Origin of the sequence: Flavihumibacter petaseus NBRC 106054 (genome assembly GCF_000974785.1) — a bacterium.
Taxonomy (GTDB): Bacteria; Bacteroidota; Bacteroidia; order Chitinophagales; family Chitinophagaceae; genus Flavihumibacter; species Flavihumibacter petaseus.
The window spans coordinates 679,199-698,812 of record NZ_BBWV01000003.1 but is presented as its reverse complement, the minus strand read 5'-3'; the positions used below and the strand labels follow the sequence as shown (position 1 = coordinate 698,812).

At 49.7% G+C, this 19,614-nt stretch carries 18 protein-coding genes and 1 tRNA gene; 6 read left to right on the top strand and 13 right to left on the bottom strand.

The window, feature by feature from the left end; translation table 11 throughout:
• Positions 1-314: 314 nt before the first annotated feature.
• The 7 genes from FPE01S_RS18330 to fucP all read right to left on the bottom strand — a co-directional run bounded on the left by FPE01S_RS18330 (position 315) and on the right by fucP (position 7,516).
• Positions 315-1,103 (bottom strand): bestrophin-like domain, encoded by a 789-nt coding sequence (locus FPE01S_RS18330; protein ID WP_157474089.1) that lies wholly within the window; start codon positions 1,101-1,103, stop codon positions 315-317.
• Positions 1,104-1,274: 171 nt separating this feature from the next.
• Positions 1,275-2,912 (bottom strand): UxaA family hydrolase, encoded by a 1,638-nt coding sequence (locus tag FPE01S_RS18325; RefSeq protein ID WP_046370458.1) that lies wholly within the window; start codon positions 2,910-2,912, stop codon positions 1,275-1,277.
• Positions 2,913-2,916: 4 nt separating this feature from the next.
• Positions 2,917-3,702, bottom strand: a complete 786-nt coding sequence (locus FPE01S_RS18320; RefSeq protein ID WP_046370457.1) for an L-fucose dehydrogenase — start codon at positions 3,700-3,702, stop codon at positions 2,917-2,919.
• A 2-nt stretch (positions 3,703-3,704) separates the two neighbouring features.
• Positions 3,705-4,583: an amidohydrolase family protein gene (locus FPE01S_RS18315; RefSeq protein ID WP_217998234.1), complete on the bottom strand. Its 879-nt coding sequence runs from the start codon at positions 4,581-4,583 to the stop codon at positions 3,705-3,707.
• Complete coding sequence (locus FPE01S_RS18310) at positions 4,513-5,370, bottom strand: fumarylacetoacetate hydrolase family protein (RefSeq protein WP_046370455.1); 858 nt, start codon at positions 5,368-5,370, stop codon at positions 4,513-4,515. Before FPE01S_RS18310 ends, FPE01S_RS18315 begins: the two co-directional genes overlap by 71 nt.
• A gap of 47 nt (positions 5,371-5,417) precedes the next feature.
• Positions 5,418-6,182 carry an SDR family NAD(P)-dependent oxidoreductase gene (locus FPE01S_RS18305; RefSeq protein WP_046370454.1) on the bottom strand — a complete coding sequence of 255 codons (765 nt, stop codon included), beginning with the start codon at positions 6,180-6,182 and terminating at the stop codon, positions 5,418-5,420.
• A 38-nt stretch (positions 6,183-6,220) separates the two neighbouring features.
• Positions 6,221-7,516, bottom strand: a complete 1,296-nt coding sequence (gene fucP / locus FPE01S_RS18300; protein WP_046370453.1) for an L-fucose:H+ symporter permease — start codon at positions 7,514-7,516, stop codon at positions 6,221-6,223.
• A 201-nt stretch (positions 7,517-7,717) separates the two neighbouring features.
• Here fucP and FPE01S_RS18295 point away from each other — a divergent pair.
• The 5 genes from FPE01S_RS18295 (at position 7,718) to FPE01S_RS18275 (ending at position 11,210) form a co-directional block, all read left to right on the top strand.
• Positions 7,718-7,802 (top strand) — tRNA-Ser (locus FPE01S_RS18295).
• 197 nt (positions 7,803-7,999) lie between these two features.
• A complete protein-coding gene (locus FPE01S_RS18290; protein ID WP_046370452.1) occupies positions 8,000-8,236 on the top strand; it encodes a GIY-YIG nuclease family protein in 237 nt (78 codons plus the stop codon).
• Between the two features lie 680 nt (positions 8,237-8,916).
• Entirely contained in the window at positions 8,917-9,591 is a 675-nt protein-coding gene (locus FPE01S_RS18285; protein ID WP_046370451.1) for a hypothetical protein, read from the top strand.
• Positions 9,592-10,175: 584 nt separating this feature from the next.
• Entirely contained in the window at positions 10,176-10,712 is a 537-nt protein-coding gene (locus tag FPE01S_RS18280) for a hypothetical protein (RefSeq protein WP_046370450.1), read from the top strand.
• Positions 10,713-10,769: 57 nt separating this feature from the next.
• Complete coding sequence (locus FPE01S_RS18275) at positions 10,770-11,210, top strand: hypothetical protein (RefSeq protein ID WP_046370449.1); 441 nt, start codon at positions 10,770-10,772, stop codon at positions 11,208-11,210.
• A 68-nt stretch (positions 11,211-11,278) separates the two neighbouring features.
• Here FPE01S_RS18275 and uvrA read toward each other — a convergent pair whose 3' ends face one another.
• On the bottom strand, positions 11,279-13,795 hold the full coding sequence (gene uvrA / locus FPE01S_RS18270; RefSeq protein WP_046370448.1) for an excinuclease ABC subunit UvrA: 2,517 nt from the start codon (positions 13,793-13,795) through the stop codon (positions 11,279-11,281).
• A gap of 38 nt (positions 13,796-13,833) precedes the next feature.
• Here uvrA and FPE01S_RS18265 point away from each other — a divergent pair, with 38 nt between their 5' ends.
• Positions 13,834-14,856: an LLM class flavin-dependent oxidoreductase gene (locus FPE01S_RS18265; protein WP_046370447.1), complete on the top strand. Its 1,023-nt coding sequence runs from the start codon at positions 13,834-13,836 to the stop codon at positions 14,854-14,856.
• Here the strand turns inward: FPE01S_RS18265 and FPE01S_RS18260 are convergent.
• The 5 genes from FPE01S_RS18260 to FPE01S_RS18240 are packed head-to-tail and all read right to left on the bottom strand — an operon-like array spanning position 14,816 to position 19,591.
• Complete coding sequence (locus tag FPE01S_RS18260; protein WP_052955993.1) at positions 14,816-17,149, bottom strand: glycosyl hydrolase family 95 catalytic domain-containing protein; 2,334 nt, start codon at positions 17,147-17,149, stop codon at positions 14,816-14,818. The genes FPE01S_RS18265 and FPE01S_RS18260 overlap by 41 nt on opposite strands.
• Positions 17,150-17,173: 24 nt before the next feature.
• The gene (locus FPE01S_RS18255) at positions 17,174-17,797 is read right to left on the bottom strand and encodes an alpha-ketoglutarate-dependent dioxygenase AlkB family protein (RefSeq protein WP_245624021.1); all 624 of its coding nucleotides are present in this window, start codon (positions 17,795-17,797) and stop codon (positions 17,174-17,176) included.
• Positions 17,769-18,014: an Ada metal-binding domain-containing protein gene (locus FPE01S_RS18250; RefSeq protein WP_046370445.1), complete on the bottom strand. Its 246-nt coding sequence runs from the start codon at positions 18,012-18,014 to the stop codon at positions 17,769-17,771. Before FPE01S_RS18250 ends, FPE01S_RS18255 begins: the two co-directional genes overlap by 29 nt.
• Positions 18,015-18,018: 4 nt before the next feature.
• A complete protein-coding gene (locus FPE01S_RS18245; RefSeq protein WP_217998233.1) occupies positions 18,019-18,732 on the bottom strand; it encodes a 2OG-Fe(II) oxygenase in 714 nt (237 codons plus the stop codon).
• A gap of 10 nt (positions 18,733-18,742) precedes the next feature.
• Positions 18,743-19,591, bottom strand: a complete 849-nt coding sequence (locus FPE01S_RS18240) for a methylated-DNA--[protein]-cysteine S-methyltransferase (RefSeq protein WP_046370723.1) — start codon at positions 19,589-19,591, stop codon at positions 18,743-18,745.
• Positions 19,592-19,614: the final 23 nt, after the last annotated feature.

The window sequence follows — 19,614 nt, the reverse complement described above, 5'->3', positions numbered from 1 at the left end:
CCAACGCGGGCACTCGTAAATGGCGCTCAAGAGTCAAAAAAGATTATCAAGCCAGGCGGGAAATAAGCTTCATGTTTGAAAGTTTCACGGCTATCATTATTACATTAACAATTTACCGTTTAAGGAAACGGCATTTAAACGAATAATACACATACGCTTCTGAAACTCAGTGTGGTGGCTCATTTCACTCAGTTTAATGAATTGTCCTTTTTTTAGAAAAGAAGTACCATATCTCGTTTGTTCATGTCTGTCCTGATTTTTCTTTCAGGCAACCAACTCTCAAACCACAGACCGCAAACTGCAAACCTTACTCATCACAACCCCTTCCTGAGATCCACAATCATTTTTTCGGCAGCATCAAGGGTAAGGATTCCGCGTCTTGGCCTGTCCAGCTCAATGATCAGGTACAAAACCATTGTTGTCAGCAACGTAAACCCAAAAATCATGACATCATTTCGCTGTTTGGTTTTTGTTCCGTAGCCCAGCAGGAAGGAAGATCCCAAAGTCAATACCAGCAGCAGGATCAGGATGATTGGGGGCACTTTCGCCACCCGGGAGGCCTCACGGGTGGAGACAATATCCGTCATGTTATTCAATGCAGGGATCATCTGAGCTGATGAGATGAGAAAGCGAGGATCATGGGTGAATGATGACGCTATCTGCCAGATCCTTTTGAAATGATCAGCGGTCTGATCCAGGGTTGTCCTGATTTTGTCATCATCATCCCTTGCTTCATAATACGCAATCCTTGTATCGAGGTAGTCTTTGAAATGAGCGCGCAGCAAATTACGGACGCTATCAGGATACATATCACAACGGAGTAAGGCTGTCCCTATGTTATTGGCTTCTTCCACTACGATCTGCCGGCGGGCTTCAAATTTGGAAGCAGCCATACTGAACGTGAAGCCCATGATCAACGCCATCAGGCCCAGCATTGAACTTTCTACTGTTCCCAGCCCTTCACCCTCATCTTCATTTTCCTTATTTCTTCTTAACCTGGATTTCCGGTATCGAAAACCTGTTCCGTTGGCTATGAAAATCAGGACAAATATGACGATGGCTATGAGGGGAGCCGGCATGTCAAAGAGTGCAGACTTGCTCATGTTTTGGGTTTGGAGAAAGTTCAGCATTTTTCGCTGATTTTCTAAATTCCGCTGGGGATATCCCATCATTATCCCGCGTTTAGGCCAAAAAGGTCCGGAACCGGAAAATGAGGTTTGGAGTTGACCTCAAACCCAACTCCAAACCCCAAACCGCAGACTTCAAACCTTCCGCTACAAACTCACCCCTCTCTTCCAGGGAATAAAGTCATCCTGGTTCAGCTGCACCGCCTTCGGTATCACTTCCCCGTTCGCTACCGAAATACAATATTCCAGGATTTCTTCTCCCATCTGCTGGATCGTCTTCTCTCCCGTGATAATGGCTCCCGTATCGATATCGATAATGTCCGGCATCCGGCGGGCAAGCGGCGTATTGGTGCTGATCTTGACAGTGGGACAAACCGGGTTACCGGTAGGCGTACCCAATCCGGTTGTAAACAGGATAATAGTAGCGCCTGCGGCGGCCTTGCCGGTAGTGGCCTCCACATCATTGCCCGGTGTGCACACCAGGTTGAGTCCGGGCCGGGAAGCCTGTTCCGTGTAATCCAAAACATCAGTTACAGGCGAATGGCCACCTTTCTTGGCTGCACCTGCGCTTTTGATGGCGTCAGTAATGAGGCCGTCGCGGATGTTACCGGGACTCGGATTCATAAAGAACCCCGAACCCGCCTGGTGCGCAAGCGCATCGTAGCTTTTCATCAGCCGGATGAATTTCCGGGCTGTGGGTTCATCCACCGCACGATCGATCAGGTCCTGTTCGGCACCGCAGAGTTCCGGAAACTCCGCCAGCAGTACCGTGCCGCCCAATGCTGCCAGCAGATCGGAACAATAGCCCACGGCAGGGTTTGCCGATATACCACTGAAGCCATCGCTCCCACCGCATTTCACGCCGATGGTCAACTTTGATAAAGGAGCTGGCTCGCGTTGCTGCTTATTGATCTCCTGCAATCCTTCAAAAGTCTGGCGGATCGCCGAAGTAATGAGTTGTGGTTCGCTTTCTGATTCCTGTTGCTCGAATACGTATAGCGGCTTGTCGAAAGCCGGGTTCAATGTTTTCAGCTCTTCCAGGAAATCGCGGGTCTGCAGGTGCTGGCAACCGAGACTCAGCACGGTAATGCCACCCACGTTGGGATGATTGGCATAGGCCGCCAGCAGCTTGCCGAGGATCTCCGAATCCTGCCGGATCCCGCCACACCCACCATCGTGGTTCAGGAATTTGATGCCATCCACATGTTTGAACAGGCGGTCCTGTTTAGGTTTGCCCGGCTGGAAGGAAATGGTGCTCAGGCTGTCTCCCTGGCGGATCGCATCCGCCAGCTGATGCGTATAGCGTTTATACTGGTCCGTTACCCCGTAGCCCAGTTCATTCACCAATGCTTCCTTGATCACATCGAGGTTACGGTTCTCACAGAATACGGTGGGAATGAACAGCCAGTAATTGGCAGTTCCCACTCTGCCGTCACTGCGGTGATAACCATTGAAGCTGCGGTTGGCAAACGCCGATACGTCAGGAGCAGTCCAGTGATAGTCGCTGCCGCGATAGTCAAAGGGATCAGCAGCGTGACGGATATTTTCAGTAGTGATCAATCCGCCCTGCGGAATATTGACGATCGCTTTGCCGACAGTAACGCCGTACATAAGCACGGGATCGCCGGGCGCGAGGTCTGTAATCGTTAATTTATGTTTTGCCGGTACGTCATCCCTGAGTGTGATGGCGTTCCCGTTCCAGGTGATGACAGTTCCTGCCTTCAGATTTTGCAGGGCCACCAGCAGGTTGTCGTTGGGGTGAATTTGTATAGTTGGTTGGGACATGTACTTAGTCTTGAATGATAGGATCGAGGTGCACGTAGCCGCCATCCACATGGATGAGCTGGCCCGTTGTGTGGCTGGACCTTTCCGACAGCAGGAAGGCCGTGGTATTGGCAATCTCTTCTGCCGTGGTCATGCGGTTTTCAAAAGGTATCCTGGCATTGATGCTGGCCAGTTTGGCAGCAGGATCCGGCAGGGTCTGGATCCAGGTTTCATATTGCGGCGTCCAGCATTCCGCTACGATGATGCAGTTCACCCGGATGCCATAAGGCAACAGTTCAACTGCCCACTCGCGGGTAAGCGCATTGCGGCCACCATTGCTGGCTGCATAGGCGGAAGTATTCCCCTGTCCCGTTTCTGCAGTCTTGGAACTGATGTTCACAATATGACCTTTGGATTTCTTGAGATACGGTAACGCAAAATGCGCCATCAGGTAATAATGGACCAGGTTGCGGTGCAATGATTCCATGAAACCGGTATAGGATCCATGCTCGAGGCCAACACCATCATTTTTGCCGGCATTGTTCACGAGACCATCGATACGTCCGAATTGCCCTACGACAGCCTTGATTGCTTTTTCACAATTGGCGGGATCGTTCAGTTCCGCCGCCACCTGGAAAGCCTGCTGGCCTTTTGCTTCCAGTTGCTTCACCAGGTTGGAATTATCTTTTACATCCCTGCCAATGATCACGGGGATCGCACCTTCCTGCGCGAGTACACGAACGATGCCTTCGCCGATGCCCTTGGCACCGCCGGTTACGAGTATGACTTTATCTTTTAATTGGAGATCCATGTTCAGAGTTTATAAAATTGACGGGCATTGGTACTGAAAACGGCTTCCTGCTCGGATGCGCTGAAACAATCTGCCACCAGGGAAACGGTCCTTTCATAGCTTCCGGCCAGCAGGCTCACGGGCCAGTCCGATCCGAATACCAGCCGGCTGATACCAAATGTTTCCACGAGGGTATCGATATAGGGACGGATCTGCTGTGGCGTCCAGCTGGTCCAATCGGCCTCTGTAGCGAGCCCCGATACTTTGCAGTATACGTGATCCATTTTACGGAAGGCCTGCATGTCTTTTTTCCATTGATCCATTTCCCCTTTCCGGATATAAGGCTTGGCGCCGTGATCGATGATGAAAGCCTGGTTGCTGAATTTGCCGCAGAGCGTTGCGGCAAACGGCAACTGGTCGGGAAAAATGAGGATATCATAAGTATATCCCTTCTTTCCCAAAGCGGCGATACCATTCAGGAATGCCGGTTGCAGCATGCCGCAGCGATTAAGCTCTCCCTGTAGGATATGGCGGAACCCTTTGAGTAAGGGCTGGTCGCGGTATTTGTCCAGTTGATCTTCCACAAATGGGGCCCGGAGATCCGTCCAGCCCACAACGCCTTTTACAAAGGGCGCCGACGCGGCGAGGTCCAGCAGAAATTTCGTTTCTGTATCGGACTGATCCGCCTGCACGGCTACGCAGCCTTCAAAGCCATTGGCTTCGAGCAGGGGTGCAAGGTCGTCCGGGAAAAAGTTTCGCCGGATAACCTGCATCGAATCATCGATCCAGGCATCGCGTACGGGATCGTACTGCCAGAAATGATTATGGGCATCAACGCGCCGCATAAGCGATACAGGTTTGTTTGGAAGATCCGAGGTGATCGATGCCGAGTTCCATTTCATCACCGGGTTTCAGGTAGCGCGGCGTAGCCATGCCCAACGCAACACCGGCAGGTGTTCCGGTAGAAATGATATCACCGGGAAGCAGGGTCATGAAACGGCTCGTATAAGCGATCACGTGCGGGATGTTGAAGATGAAATCGTTCGTGTTACCATCCTGCATCTTTTCACCATTCACGGTGAGCCACAAACGCAGTTGGTGGATATCAGGAATTTCATCCGGCGTAACGAGCCATGGACCGATCGGGGCGAACGTATCGCAGCCTTTTCCTTTGTCCCAGGTACCGTTTCTTTCCAGCTGGTATTCCCTTTCACTGATATCATTGTGCAGGGTATAACCGGCAACATATTGCAACGCCTCAGCTTCTTCCACATAGGAAGCTTTCTTACCGATCACGATGGCGAGTTCGACTTCCCAGTCGGTCTTCACAGAATCTTTCGGGATCGTTACCTGGTCATTGGGTCCAATGAGGGCCGTGGTGGATTTCAGAAAGATCACCGGTTCAGACGGCGTTTTTGCGTTGGTTTCTTTGGCATGGAGCGCATAGTTGAGCCCGATGCACACGATCTTGGAGGGGCGTGCAACAGGACTACCCAGGCGGGCGCCGTTGGGGATCACAGGAAGATCACTGCCGTACTTCACCAGCATGCGGGCGAGATTTTCGAGTCCGCCTTCTTCAAAGAACTGTTCATTGTAATCCTGGATAAACCCGGATACATCAAAGTTTTTGCCGTCAATGTGAACACCGGGTTTTTCTTTGCCGGGTTCGCCGAATCGGATCAGTTTCATGATAAAAAATTTCTGTTGGTTTATGCCTTGCTATAATATCAGAGCGATCAGGTATTCAGTGTCAGAAAACCGCCATCGATAGGGTAATCGGTGCCTGTGATGAAAGACGCTTCATCCGAGCAAAGGTAGACCATGAGGTTGGCGATTTCGTCGGGTTTGGCCATGCGGCCGATCGGTTGGGATTTCGCCAGTTTTTCGAACATTTCCGCTTCCCGGCCGGCATAGTTCTTCGCGAGGAAACCATCTACGAAGGGGGTATGCACGCGGGCGGGCGAAATGCTGTTGACGCGGATCTTGTCGGCCAGGTAATCTTTCGCGGCTGAAATGGTCATGGCATAGACCGCGCCTTTGGTCATAGAATAGGCAAAACGGTCTGCGAGGCCTACCCAGGCAGCGATGCTGCAGAGGTTGAGAATAGCGCCGCCGCCACCCTCCTGCATCAACGGGATCGCTGCATACAGGCAGTTGTAGACGCCTTTTACATTCACGTTAAACAGGCGGTCAAAATCAGCCGTTGTGGTAGTGGTCACTTTGCCGATATGGGAAACGCCGGCATTGTTCACGAGTACATCCAGCTTGCCGATGCCATTGAAAATGCTGATCATTTTCTGCTGGTCAGACACATCGCCGATATGGGCTTCCACACTCAAACCTTCTTTTGCCATTTCTTCTTTCAGCGCAGCCACATTGGCATCATTCACTTCGATCACATGAACACTGGCGCCCTGGCGGGCAAAAGCCAGTGTGGCGGATTTACCGATACCTGAAGCGCCCCCGGTGATGACCGCTATCTTATTCTTATAACTGAACATCGTATGTTTAGTTGTTTATCTGTTTATGAGTTTAGTTGTTACGCAGTTGCCAGAACGGGCTTTTTTTGTTGACTGAGCGCAAACCACGCGACCACGCCGAAGCAAATCAGGGGCACGATATAAGCCAGCTGGATATTTCCTCCTGTCAGGTCAGATACCTGTCCCATGATCAGTGGGAAAATAGCACCACCCACGATGGACATCACCAACAGGGACGAAGCCATTTGTGACTCACCACCCAGTCCGTCGATGCCCAGCGCAAAGATTGTCGGGAACATGATGGACATGAAGAACGGAACAGCCATAAGACAATACACAGCAGCGTTGCCTTTTACGGTCAGCGCCAAAGCCAGCAGCGCCATACTGATAGTGGCATAGATCAACAGCAGTGTTGCCGGTTTTACATACCGCATGAAGAAGGTACCGGTAAACCGGCCGATCATGAACCCGATCATGGCGATCGATAAATACTGGGCGGCATCTTTTTCAGGCAGGCTCACCACGTAGGCGGAGTACCGCACAAAGAAGCTTCCCACACAAACCTGTGCGCCAACATAAAAGCACTGCGCCAGCACGGCCATGGAAACCTGTTTATTTTTCAGTACGGCCAGGCTAAATCCGGAAACGGAATGGTCGTGATGCCCATCGCTGCTTCCACCGGCTTTGTTGCCATTGCCATTCTCGCCTTCCGGCAAATGCGCCATGAAGAAAAGCCCGATCAGCACAAATACAAGAATACCTATTACGAGATACGGCATTCGGACCGTATTCGCTTCTGTTTGCAGGTAGGCGCCGAGGGTGCCGTTGGCCTGCATGTTCGCCAGTTCTTCTTTGGAGTGTTCGATTCCTGAGAAAATAAATTTACCGCCGATGATGGGCGCAACAAAAGCACCGACACCATTAAAGGATTGCGCGAAGTTGAGGCGTTGTGCGGCGGTGCTGGGCTCCCCGAGTTTGGTGATATAGGGATTGGCAATGGTTTCCAGGAAAGTAGCACCGCTGGCAATCACGAACAGTGCGAAGAGAAAAAACGGAAAGCTCCTGATGCCTGCTGCGGGCAGAAACAGCAAGGCTCCAACGCCATACAGCAGGAGGCCGAACAGGATACCGTTTTTATAACCATATTTCTTCATGAACCAGCCGGCAGGCAGGGCAATGGTGAAATAGCCCATGTACACGGCAAAGTCAATCAGGGCGGATTGGGTGTCGTTGAGCTGGCAGGCTTTCTTGAGGTGGGGGATCAATATCGGGTTGATATTGTGCAGGAAGGCCCACAGGAAGAAGAGGCTGGTGACCAGGATAAAGGGAACTAAATACTTGTTTTTGGCTGGCATGCAATGATGATATTTTCGGGGTGAAAATTAGTGAAGTGGCTGATAACCAGCCACCCCAAATCCGACAAAAACATCATTTAAATTAACCGCCCCACCTTCCCCGGCATCGGCCCATTCCGCTGAAACGCAGTACCGGCGGGCATTTGCGTAAAAAATAAAAAAATATTTTGGTGGAAAGTTTCAAACCCTAATTTTGCGCCCGGAGAGATGGCAGAGCGGTCGAATGCGGCGGTCTTGAAAACCGTTGACTGTAACAGGTCCGGGGGTTCGAATCCCTCTCTCTCCGCTCTCACCCACCGAAGCTTTAGCGTAGGTGGGCTTCGCCCTCCAGGTAACATGCTGAATGTCCCGGTGGGTAAGAGCGGACGCAGTCCGCTTCGTTAAAAACGCGGTTTTCCTCATGGAAGCCGCGTTTTTGTTTGCCGTATCAAATGCGGTGATAATACGCTACCGCTAAAAAAAGCCTTTATTTAGTTTTCGGACATGTATTATGTCTATATCCTTCTTTGCGCAAATGGAGACTACTACCGCGGCTGTACAATCGATCTGAAGGACCGGTTCAGGAGACACCAGGCAGGTCATGTTCCGGCAACTGCTCACAATCTTCCTGTCTCGCTGGTATTCTACGCGGCTTTCCCTGATAAGTATAAAGCTTTCGCTTTTGAGAAATACCTGAAGTCAGGATCTGGCGGCGCGTTCATGCATAAGCGCCTGGTATAACAAAATACCGATGGCCTTTCCCCGGCCAGTCTATTTCCCGGATTTTGACTGCTTGCCGCCCCTTACCCCCGGGCCGCCCACTCCCTGATCACGCATCCGGCATCTTGCGCTACATCTGCATATTCAAAGACCTTGACACAAAATTAGCAAACAGTGCGAGCCGGAAAAGGCATTTGGGACGACGTTGCACTTTTCCAGGGACGAGGTTGCACTTTTGGCGGGACGGGGTTGCACTTTTTCAGGGATGAGATCACAAAACCCTTGATTCCGCCTCTGTTCCCGGTCATTGTTCCCTATGTAGGACCACTGCTTCGCCTCGGATTCCGAGGTGTTTGCCTCGGATTCCGAGGAGCACCCGAGTACCCGGCGTATAGAATCTGAGGTCCTACAGAGGTTGAACAGAGGTTGCAAAGAGGTCAAAGGAAGAACCCATGGCAGTCCATGTCGCTAACGGTTGTTGCCTTTTCTGGGATCTGATCGATTTCTACCCCCCGGATTCTGTTAAGTACCTGGAGTCGCCGGGATCAGCGGGAACAGACTAAAAAATTCAATGCGGAATTATTATCTTGGCAATCCTAAACCTTAAACCTCGTGAAACTGGTTCAGCATCATGACAGTCCTGCATCAACAGCAGGGAACGCCGTAGGCGCTTAAAGAACCAAACGCTAATGAAAATTTCTATGAAAATCAATCCTGTTGCTATTTCCGTACTTGCCATTTTTTTACTTACACTCTCCAGTTGTCTGACAGCCAATAAAGTAAATAATTTCGTTGCTGTACATTACAACAATGAATTCCCCGAACCAGGCAAGAAAATGAAGCCTGAAATAGAAGTATCTCCGGCATTTACTTCGGATAAATCTATTTCAACAACGGTGCATAAAACAGATAAATTCCTGCCTTTACTGGTTTATTGGAAATATGACCAGCGGAAAAACTGTTCGCTGAATCCGTCCATCCCGGTAATCAACTTTTCAAATGCAATAAATTCCGTAGCGACCAAAAGGCTTACCGATAAATTGAATGGACGGAAATTAGAACTGATAGTAGAACAGGCACCTGCAGCATTTTCCCTTGTCATCAAAGAAAATCTGATATGGTTAATACTTGCATACAGCTGGTCTAAAATCTACATAGAACCAGATTTTAAGGACCTGGTCGTTTCTTATAAATTAATGGAAGCTGACAACACTTTAAAATCCGGACAAATCACTGTTAAGAATATAAATGATATTAAAGGGCGACGATTTTTTCAATCATGGAAATCGGCGACATCAGAATATCTATCCGAATACAACTCCAATTTTACCAGCATGACTAAATCGTTTGTAGACCAGCTGGCAGAAGAGCTATAACTTGTCTTGACTTTTGGAAATCAGAAGTCGAAAAACATGTAGCAACTGACATAGACAAAATTATTCCCGCCAATTGCCTGAAAGTTTAGCCTGACATACCTGTATTATGAAAAAACCAGCCAAAACAAGCCGACCTATTTTCTAAATTCAAGCGCCAAATACTATGACTCAACTGACTTTTCAAAAGTCGATGATTTGTCATCCTGGTTTTATGTACTGGTTGACAAAAGCCTGAGTTATGAAGATCCGGTAAAACCAATTGGACAACTTATTTTTCAAAAAGATCAACAAACCAGTTGCAGGAGACATTATCATCATCAATCAGTTTATTTTCCTGAATACTAATGTCTGTTTGAAACGATCATCAATCGGGTATTCTCTAATGTGGATAAAACAAAAGTGACTACACTGGAGAGTATCGTAAAACAGTTTCCCATCAAAGGAGATATAATGAAGTTGCCGTTTTAATCCTGCAGCCAACATATGCTTTGCAAAGTTGGACTGAAGTCACTATCTTAAATGAGTCAATATTAAGATACCAATATTTTTTTAAGGCCAGATTAATTGATCAATCGCTTAATAAAATGAAGACCCTGATAACCTTAGTGGCACTCCTGTTTGTTTGTAAATCTCCTTCAGAGAAAAAGCTTACGCTGACTATTAAGATTTTGCCTCCACTGGCTAAAATTTTCAGAAATCAACCCATAGATATCGACATTTCAACATCAGACTTTACTTATAAATCTTCTGTACTGGTTCCTGACAGTCTGAATTTGACATTTAACCTGAAAAAGGCATCCGTTGTTTGGGTCACCCTGGACGGACTTGCTCAGTATGCAGATAGTTCAACCAGGTATTTTCACAATGGTGCCAGAATAACGCTCTCAAATTCTTCTACAGTCAGGACACTGACTTTTCCCATTGACTGCGAAGTCAATAGATACCTGGGGGGAAAGCTTTGTCCAGGGTGCAAAACTTCCGATGCTGTTATTCCCATTTATTGGGGACTTCCTTCACCTGATTTAAAGGGAGAAATTGGTGTGGACTTCCAGCTGGGCGGCTGCGTAACGTCAGGTTGCGATCCGACCTGGTTCTGTAGAAAAGACACGCTGGAATTCTGAACGGCTATCCAGGCAAAAACAACAGGACAACCGCTGTTCCCCTATTTTTGTCGCCTGATGCGGCCAACATACGATATTGTCAATGAAGTGCTGGAAGAATGTATTCTGGCCTACCCGGTGTCTTCTTTTGTCATCAGCCTCTATAAACAGTACCTCCAGCGGGGCAGCCTGAGTAAAAAGCAACTGGAAGGTCTTTTTGGAAAAGCTTCAAAGATTGAAGGTATTGAACCTGCAAAACTCGCAACCCTGGAGGCTTTGATCAAAAGAATGCCCACGCGGATAAAGTCCACCGTTCCGGTCAGTAAACCCTTGTATCAGAAAGAAGAAACCATCGGCCAGATGATAAACGCCATTCTTCAGCAATATCCTACCCATAAAAGGGTCCTTTTCCTGAAATCAAAATACCAGAACAACGAAGTGTTCAACAGTAGCGAGACCGCAGATGTAAAGCGGTTTCATCAGTTGCTTGTTCTAAAGCAGCAACCGCCAAAATCCTGATTGGGTCAGCCTTCCCCTCCTCACCCAGGCTTCTGGTTCGAATTCCCGACAACAGTATTATTGTCAGATCATACATACCGGGAAAGATATTCCGCTGTTTTGCTTTTTTTATGCTTCGCAACAGTTGCCGGAATGCCTTCCGCCACAATCGTTCCGCCATTTTCACCGGCACCGGGACCAATATCGATCACCCAGTCACTCGCTGCAATCACCTGCATATCATGTTCAACGATAATTACGGTGTTACCAGCATCCACCAGCTTGTTGAGCTGCACCATCAGTTTTTCCACGTCGGAAGGGTGCAAACCGGTTGTCGGCTCATCCAGTATGTAAAGGGAATTGCCCCGCTGTGCGCGCTGCAGCTCGGTCGCCAGCTTAATGCGCTGCGCCTCTCCGCCGGACAACTCCGTTGCAGGCTGCCCGAGTCTCAGGTAACCCAATCCCACCTGTTTCACCACATCAAGGCTGCGCTGCAGTATTTCCTCATCAACAAAAAATTCACTGGCTGCATCCACGGTCATTGACAATATTTCTGCGATATTCTTGTCCCTGTACTTTACTTCCAAAGTCTTTTCGTTGTAGCGTGTACCCTTGCAGGTCGGACAGGGAGAATATACACTCGGCAGGAAGAGCAGTTCCACCATCACAAATCCTTCCCCGGCGCAATGCGGGCAGCGCCCCTTCGCCACGTTGAATGAAAATCGCCCGGCGTCATAGCGTCTCGCTTTCGCCATTTTAGTAGCAGCGAATAATTTCCTTACGTGATCAAACAATCCGGTATAGGTGGCAAGATTAGACCTGGGTGTTCGCCCGATCGGTTTCTGATCAACCCGCACCAGACGCCTGATATGCTCCATGCCTTCCACTATCCGTCCGGAAGACTGCATCGTTTCCTCCAGTAATAAATCATCTTGTTCTTCCGGTGACTGATCAACTTCGTGTCCTAAATGTGCTGCGACAAGGTCAACCAATGCCTGGCTGACAAGACTGCTTTTCCCGGAACCGGAAATACCGGTAACGCTTGTCAGAACGCCTAACGGAAATCTCACACCGAGGTGGTGAAGGTTATTGCGTGACACACCTTCGAGCCGTAACCAGTGTGTTGCAGTACGTGTTGTTCTTTTGGGTGCGTGCAGCTCTCCTATATACCGGCGTGTAACTGACTGTTTGATTTCCTGCAGGCCATCGAGAGGACCGCTGTAAATAATTTCACCACCATTCACCCCGGCAGCTGGTCCCACATCAATTACCCAGTCCGCATGCCTGATGACATCCACTTCATGCTCCACCACAAAAAGCGAATTGCCGGCTTGCTTTAATTTGTCCAGTGCCCGGATCAGCGCTTCTGTATCTGCAGGATGCAATCCCGCCGATGGCTCGTCCAGCACATACACCACGCCAAACAGGTTGGAACGCACCTGTGTCGCCAGCCGCAGCCTTTGCAATTCACCCGGCGATAAAGTCGGCGTGCTGCGTTCCAGGGTCAGGTATCCAAGGCCCAGGTCAAGCATGATCGCCAGCCTCGCCACCAGGTCTTCTGCAATGCGCTGCGCAACCATTGTTTTTTCAGGATGATCGTCTGCGTCAGCAAGGTGTATTTTTTTCGCATAGGGCAGAAATATTTCATTCAGCCTTGACAACTGTTGCCTGGAAATATCCGCAATATCCTGCCCTGCGAAGGTCACAGACAGCGATTCCTTTTTAAGTCTCTTCCCGAGACACACCGGGCAGTCTGTACTGCGCATATACTGCATCACCCTTTTTTTCATCAACTGGCTCTGCGTATTCGCAAATGTTTGCATTACATAGCGCTTTGCACCGGTAAAGGTGCCCATATAACTGGGCTCCATTTTCTGCCGGAGCGCTTTTTTCATCTCCGCGGCAGTAAACCCGGAATACACTGGTACCGTAGGCTGCTCATCCGTAAACAGGATCCAGTCCCGATCCTTCTTCGGAAGGTCCCGCCACGGCTTATCTACATCATACCCAAGGGTCATGAGTATCTCGCGGAGGTTCTGGCCCTGCCATGCTGCAGGCCATGCTGCAATCGCACGTTCACGGATCGTCAGGGTGTCATCCGGCACCATCGACGCTTCCGTTACGTCATAGATACGCCCCAGCCCGTGGCATTCCGGACATGCACCATCCGGCGTATTGGGAGAAAATCCTTCTGCATAGATGATGGGTTGCCCTTTCGGGTAATCCCCCGCCCTGGAATATAACATCCGCAACAGGTTGGATAAAGTTGTAACGCTTCCCACAGAAGATCGTGTTGTCACCGCACCTCGCTGCTGCTGTAACGCTACCGCCGGCGGCAATCCATCGATCTCATCAACCTCCGGAACGGACATCTGGTTAAACAACCTCCTGGCATAGGGTGACACGGATTCCAGGTAACGGCGTTGTGCCTCTGCGTAAAGCGTACCAAAGGCAAGCGACGATTTGCCTGATCCTGAAACCCCGGTGAAAACCACCAGCGCATTACGCGGCAAATCAACATTGATATTTTTAAGATTATGCTCTCTTGCGCCACGAACGCGAACAAAATCTCCGGCAGCAGCGTTTTTGGGTAGTCCTTCTTTCATAGCAAAGATTGTAACTGCAAATATTATACTTACCGATTATGAAGAAAATAGGCTTTCTGTCTTTCGGGCACTGGTCCAACCATCCGGCATACAAAACCCGGTCGGCCAGTGATGTGCTCCTGCAGTCCATTGACCTGGCAGTAGCAGCGGAAGAGATTGGGCTGGATGGCGCCTATTTCCGGGTGCATCATTTTGCTGCACAGCTCGGCTCACCATTTCCCCTGCTTGCTGCCATCGGCGCCAAAACAAGCAAAATAGAAATAGGAACGGGCGTGATCGATATGCGGTATGAAAACCCGCTGTACATGGTGGAAGATGCCGGCGCTGCCGACCTGATCTCGCGGGGAAGACTGCAGCTGGGCATCAGCCGCGGGTCGCCGGAACAGGTCATCGACGGCTGGCGCTACTTCGGATACGAGCCTGCTGAAGGGGAAACTGATGCAGATATGGGCCGCCGCAAAGCACTGGAATTCCTGGACAAGTTAAAAGGTGTAGGATTTGCCCAACCGAACCCCTACCCGATGTTTCCCAATCCGCCGGGACTCCTGCGTGTTGAACCGCATGCCGAAGGACTGCGCGATCGGATCTGGTGGGGCGCTGCATCCAATGCAACGGCGGTGTGGGCAGCCGAGCAGGGCATGCATCTTCAGAGCTCCACCCTCAAATATGATGAGAGTGGCAAACCCTTCCATATTCAGCAGGCGGAGCAGATCAGGCTGTACCGGGAGGCATGGAAAAAAGCCGGACATACCCGTGAGCCGAGGGTGTCAGTAAGCCGCTCCATTTTTGCCCTGGTGACCGAACAGGACCACTACTTTTTCGGACAGGAATCCGACCGCCGCGATAAGATCGGGATGATAGAACAGGACAAACGAGCCATTTTCGGAAGAAGCTACGCGGCCGAACCCGACCAGCTCATTAAGGAACTGGCAGAGGACGAAGCCATCAAAGAAGCAGACACGCTCCTGCTCACTATACCCAATACCTTAGGTGTGGACTATAATGTGCATGTATTGTCTTCTATTTTGAAGCATGTAGCCCCCGGGCTTGGGTGGCGGTAAGTTTGGCGGTAAGCTGGTAAGTGCTTCCTGCTTTGGTAGGAAATGTATAGACATTTCCATTCACTGTTGCGATAAGCGGTTTTCCGTCTTCTGTTACAGACAACGCAGTGTTCCAGGGATTCTCTACTGAACAGGGCCTTCCTTTTTCACTGTTGATGGTCACTTGGCGGACTGTGCCTGCCTGCTTCTCCGAAGATACAAGGAACGCCCCGTATGTCCTGAGGTGGTGAAAGCGGGCGTTTTCACCCGGCCAGGCAGGAAACACCCGGATCATCCCTTCGTAGCTCTGCAACAACATTTCGTTGATGCAGGACGGAACCGCGCTGAGGGTTTCCGTCAACCCGCCCGACTGCTGCACCCAGAAGTTCGGCAGGGCAGTTTTAGCAATTCGCTCTTTGAGTTTTGTAATTACTGCTTCGGGATCATAACCCACCCGTATCGCCGTGGTAAAGTAGGTTTCAAATCCGTTACCCAGGTTGTTCCAGGTGGCATCTCCGCCAGGCAATGAATCCCACCTGCCTATTTCCTTCCGGAGGATCTCTGCAAATTCAGGAGTTGACCGCACTCCTGTAATATCTGAAGGAAACACCCAGGCATACGCCGAAACCCTGCCAAACCCGGGCTTGGTTCTCCCCTCACTTCCTGAGCTGGTTCCGCGCTCAGCCGCCTTGACCCGGGTCATACCATTCGACACTGCCAGTGGAACAGGATACAAATGTTGTTGAATGTGCTCCCACTTAGCCCTTTTATCCTGGTCTACCTGGAGGAATGCGCTCATCTCCAGGATGCCCTTGTAGAACATTTTCAGAAGTCCAAGCGTATTGGTGTTATTGGTATCGCCGGATTGCATGTCCAGTCGCCAGTTGTCTGTCCACGGTCCGACTTCCCAAAAATTATCATTGTAATCGTTATACTGCCCGTTTTCATACTTCAGGTAATCTTCCCAGAAATCAGCTACTTCCCGGATAAAAGGATACACTTTCATGGCATACTCCCGGTCATAAGTGTGATAAAATCGTTGAAACATATTGACAGTCAGGAATGCGGCATTGCTTCTTTGTCCGCAGAACATCAGTCCCCCTTCGAGATTAAGGTCTTTGATGCCATAGTTTTTCATCATCTTTTCTTCTGTCAGCGGATACATGGATGACGCAAAGCCCTTCGGCCCTATCCCCACCGGATAATAAACACCCCGGCAATGCATCAGCTCCTTCGCATGAACCTGTGCTTTCTGCATATAAGCAAGCACCGGGTTATCGTACCCGTCGGTAAGCTCAACATGATTGGACGAAAAGCTCGCCCACCAGGGTGCCTGGTAATTGTAATTCGCATGATAATCTCCCTGCCATGCACTCACGGCATCTGCAGTAATGGAATTGCCGCACAATCCCGGCGGAAAATTGCTGTTCCTGCTGCAGGATGCCAACAGGTATTGCGCGCCGTAATAATATTTCTCCAGGAGGGTGTCTCCCAACTCAACATGGGATTGATTCCAGAAGGTTCTCCACCATTGATCATTGCTTTTCCTCAACCCAGCCACCACTGAAGGTGATGCATGCTTCACACTGGCGATGGCAGCACCGAGGTAATCTGATTGCTCATGATTGGTGCTGGCGCCAACTACCACGATCACTTTTGTCGATGGCTTTAATGTAAAATAATTTCCCGTACTACCGATGGGGTGCACGGCCAGCGCAACATGGGAAGGCCAGTCCAGTTCCGGTGAATCAAAATGGCGCATCGTATAGGATATGCCATCTCTTTCGCCGGATTCATTCCGGGAGTCAAAACCGGTCTGACTCCAGATGCCAAGGGTAACCGCACATGGCTTGCCGGTTACTGACATTTCAAGGATCACCTTATTGCTTCCTGCCGGCACAAATAAGTTGAGCTTATAGGTTAAGTCACCTTTCTTACAGGTTACATTGATATTGCCATTGGCAATTACCTGTTCCGCATAATAAGTTGCACCATCCAGTTCCGGGATGGATATATTCAATCCACCCGGCAGGCATAATCCTCCTTCGGGATAACCCGTCTTCGCCTTCCAGAAATCATTCTTGGCAATGTAGATGCATTGTTTTGCGGGTGTACCGCCCACAACAATGCCAAGATCTCCGTTACCGGCTATCGGCGCATCAGGTGTAAATGCAGTGGGAATAAGTTTTGCGGGACGGGTAAAGATGCCCTTATATGGTGGCAGGAAAGTGTCCTTTTTCTTTTGTGCAAAAACACCTGTAACAAACCAGATCAGGAACAGGCAGCAATAGCTGTAACGATAGCAAGTACTCATTGGTCAAAGTAAACCCTTTGAGCACTACCCCGCAATAGTCCGGAAGGTCAGATTCACCCTCAAAATTGCTATTTTCTTACTCGGAGGCAGCCTGTGCAGCCAGTGAGTCTGTGTAATGCCCTTCATCACCAGCAGGCTTCCATGCTCCAGGTACATTTCCACCTTATCACTGGTTCGTTTATGCTTAAAGGCAAATTTCCTTTCCGCCCCGAAACTTAAAGAAGCAATCGCCCCGTCTTTTTTCAGGTCAGTTTCAGCATCGCTATGCCAGGCCATCCCCTCCTCCCCGCTATGATACAAATTCAACAGGCAGGAATTGTAGGTTTCGCCGGTTTCCTTTTCAGCCAGTTCCTTCAATGCCAATAATTCTTTTGTCCATGGCAGGGCCCTTTTTGTTGTATTGGAATAGGTGTATTCAAAAGGCTGATCACCATACCAGGCGACTTTTCTCCTGGTGACAATCTCTTTACCAAAGATGACGGCTACATCATTTTGCCAGGCGATTGTTTCCAGCAAACTATCCCGGAAGTGATCTGCAGCTTCCCTGGTGAGGACTTTGCCGTAATAATTCACTGTCCCGTCATAGGGGAGCCAGTTACGGGTTTTATCGGCTTCGAAATCAAACAGGTTCATGTTTCCATTTTTCATAGTCACTTTTCAAACAATGTCCGCAAGGGCGATAACCATTGCGTCTTGCTTCCTGTTCGGAAGAAAAGAACACGCGATTTGACTCTTTCATTCTTTTGCCGGACGCACAGGAAAGCATCCCGTAGATCTTCAGCTTGCGGTTTCCGCCGAAGCAGACCAGCTTTTTCCTGATCATGCTCCTCAACGCGGCAGGGGTAACAGCAGTGTGTTGTATCACTATGCTAATTTATCGCATCATGAAAGATGATCCCGAGGGTATGCCGCTGTCCTGATCTCACCTTGCTTACCCCGTGCTTCATATTTACCCGGTAATACCCCTTCGTGCCTTTCTCCGGTTTAAAGTTTGTCGTAAAAATCACCACATCGCCCTTTCGGGGTTTGATAACGATGGCCTCGGATTGCGCCCTGGGGATCTGTCGGGTGAGTACCAGCTCGCCGCCCGTGAAATCCTTTTCGGGATCATTCAGCATCAAAACAATCTGAATTGGAAAATAGATGTCCCCATATAAATCCTGGTGCAATGTATTAAAGCCACCCTGGCCATATTTCAGGATCAGGACCGTCGCTTTATCCTGTCCCTTCTCATGGCATTGCTGCAACAGCGCTGCATGCTCCGGGGGAAACTGCCGGTCAATATCCAGTTTTCTGAACCAGGTGTTGGCGATCGTAGCCAGTTTCGGGTAGATTGCAGTTCTGATCGACTGAATGATTTCAGGCAGCGGGTAGTTGAAATATTTGTATTCCCCCAATCCGAAACGATAGCGCTCCATCACGACAGTCTTTCGGTAAAGCCGCGAATCGCTATAATCTGCTTTCAGGAGTTCGCACTGATCGTCTGAAATTAAACCCGGAATAACAGCGTAACCGTCCCGGTGCATGGAGGCAGCGATTTCCTGCCAATTCACCTTTTCTATTCTATCAGCTATAATCTGCACGGTAGAAGATTTAGATTTCTGATTGCGTTCTGCTACCTTCCCATCCAATGATTGCGGCTTTTCTTGTAGGTCCCCACATGTACCCGCCAAAGGCTCCGGAGGATTGTATCACCCGGTGGCAGGGGATGAGGAAGGCAACCGGATTGCTGCCGATGGCGGTACCCACCGCCCTCGAAGCGCCGGGGCTTCCAATCTGTTCCGCAATGTTGCCATAGGTAGACAACTTTCCCATCGGGATCTTCAGCAGGCTTTCCCATACTTTCAGTTGAAAATCCGTTCCCTTCAGGTGCAGCTTGATTTCACCCAGGCGGCTCCAGTCGTGCTGGAAAATAAATAGGGCATTCTGTTGGATCAGGTCAAGCATTCGGTGGAATGTTGCGTTGGGGAATTTCGCCGTAAGGTCAGTGAATGCTTTTGCCTCATCATCTTCAAATGCCATATAGCAAATGCCTTTTGCCGTTGAGGCAACAATCAGCGAACCGAAAGGACTTTCGGCGAAACTGTAGTTGATGGCCAGTCCCTTCCCGCCGTTTTTATATTCAGCAGGCGTCATGCCCTCAATATTGATGAACAGTTCATGCAGCCGGCTGGTGCTGGAAAGTCCGGTTTCTATGGCCGTATCGGCAAGGGTTGCTTTTTCTGTCTTCAGGATCGTTTTGGCATGCTCCACGCTAATGTATTGCAGAAATTTCTTCGGGCTGGTTCCCGCCCAGTCGGTGAAAAGGCGCTGAAAATGCGCCGGACTCAGGTGTATGCTTTCTGCAACTTCATCCAGGTTGGGTTGCGATCTGAAATGGGCATTGATGAAGTCGATCGCCTCAGCAATCCGCCGGTAATTCAATTGAGCCTGTGTTTCCATAACTGCTGGTTTTATGATACAAA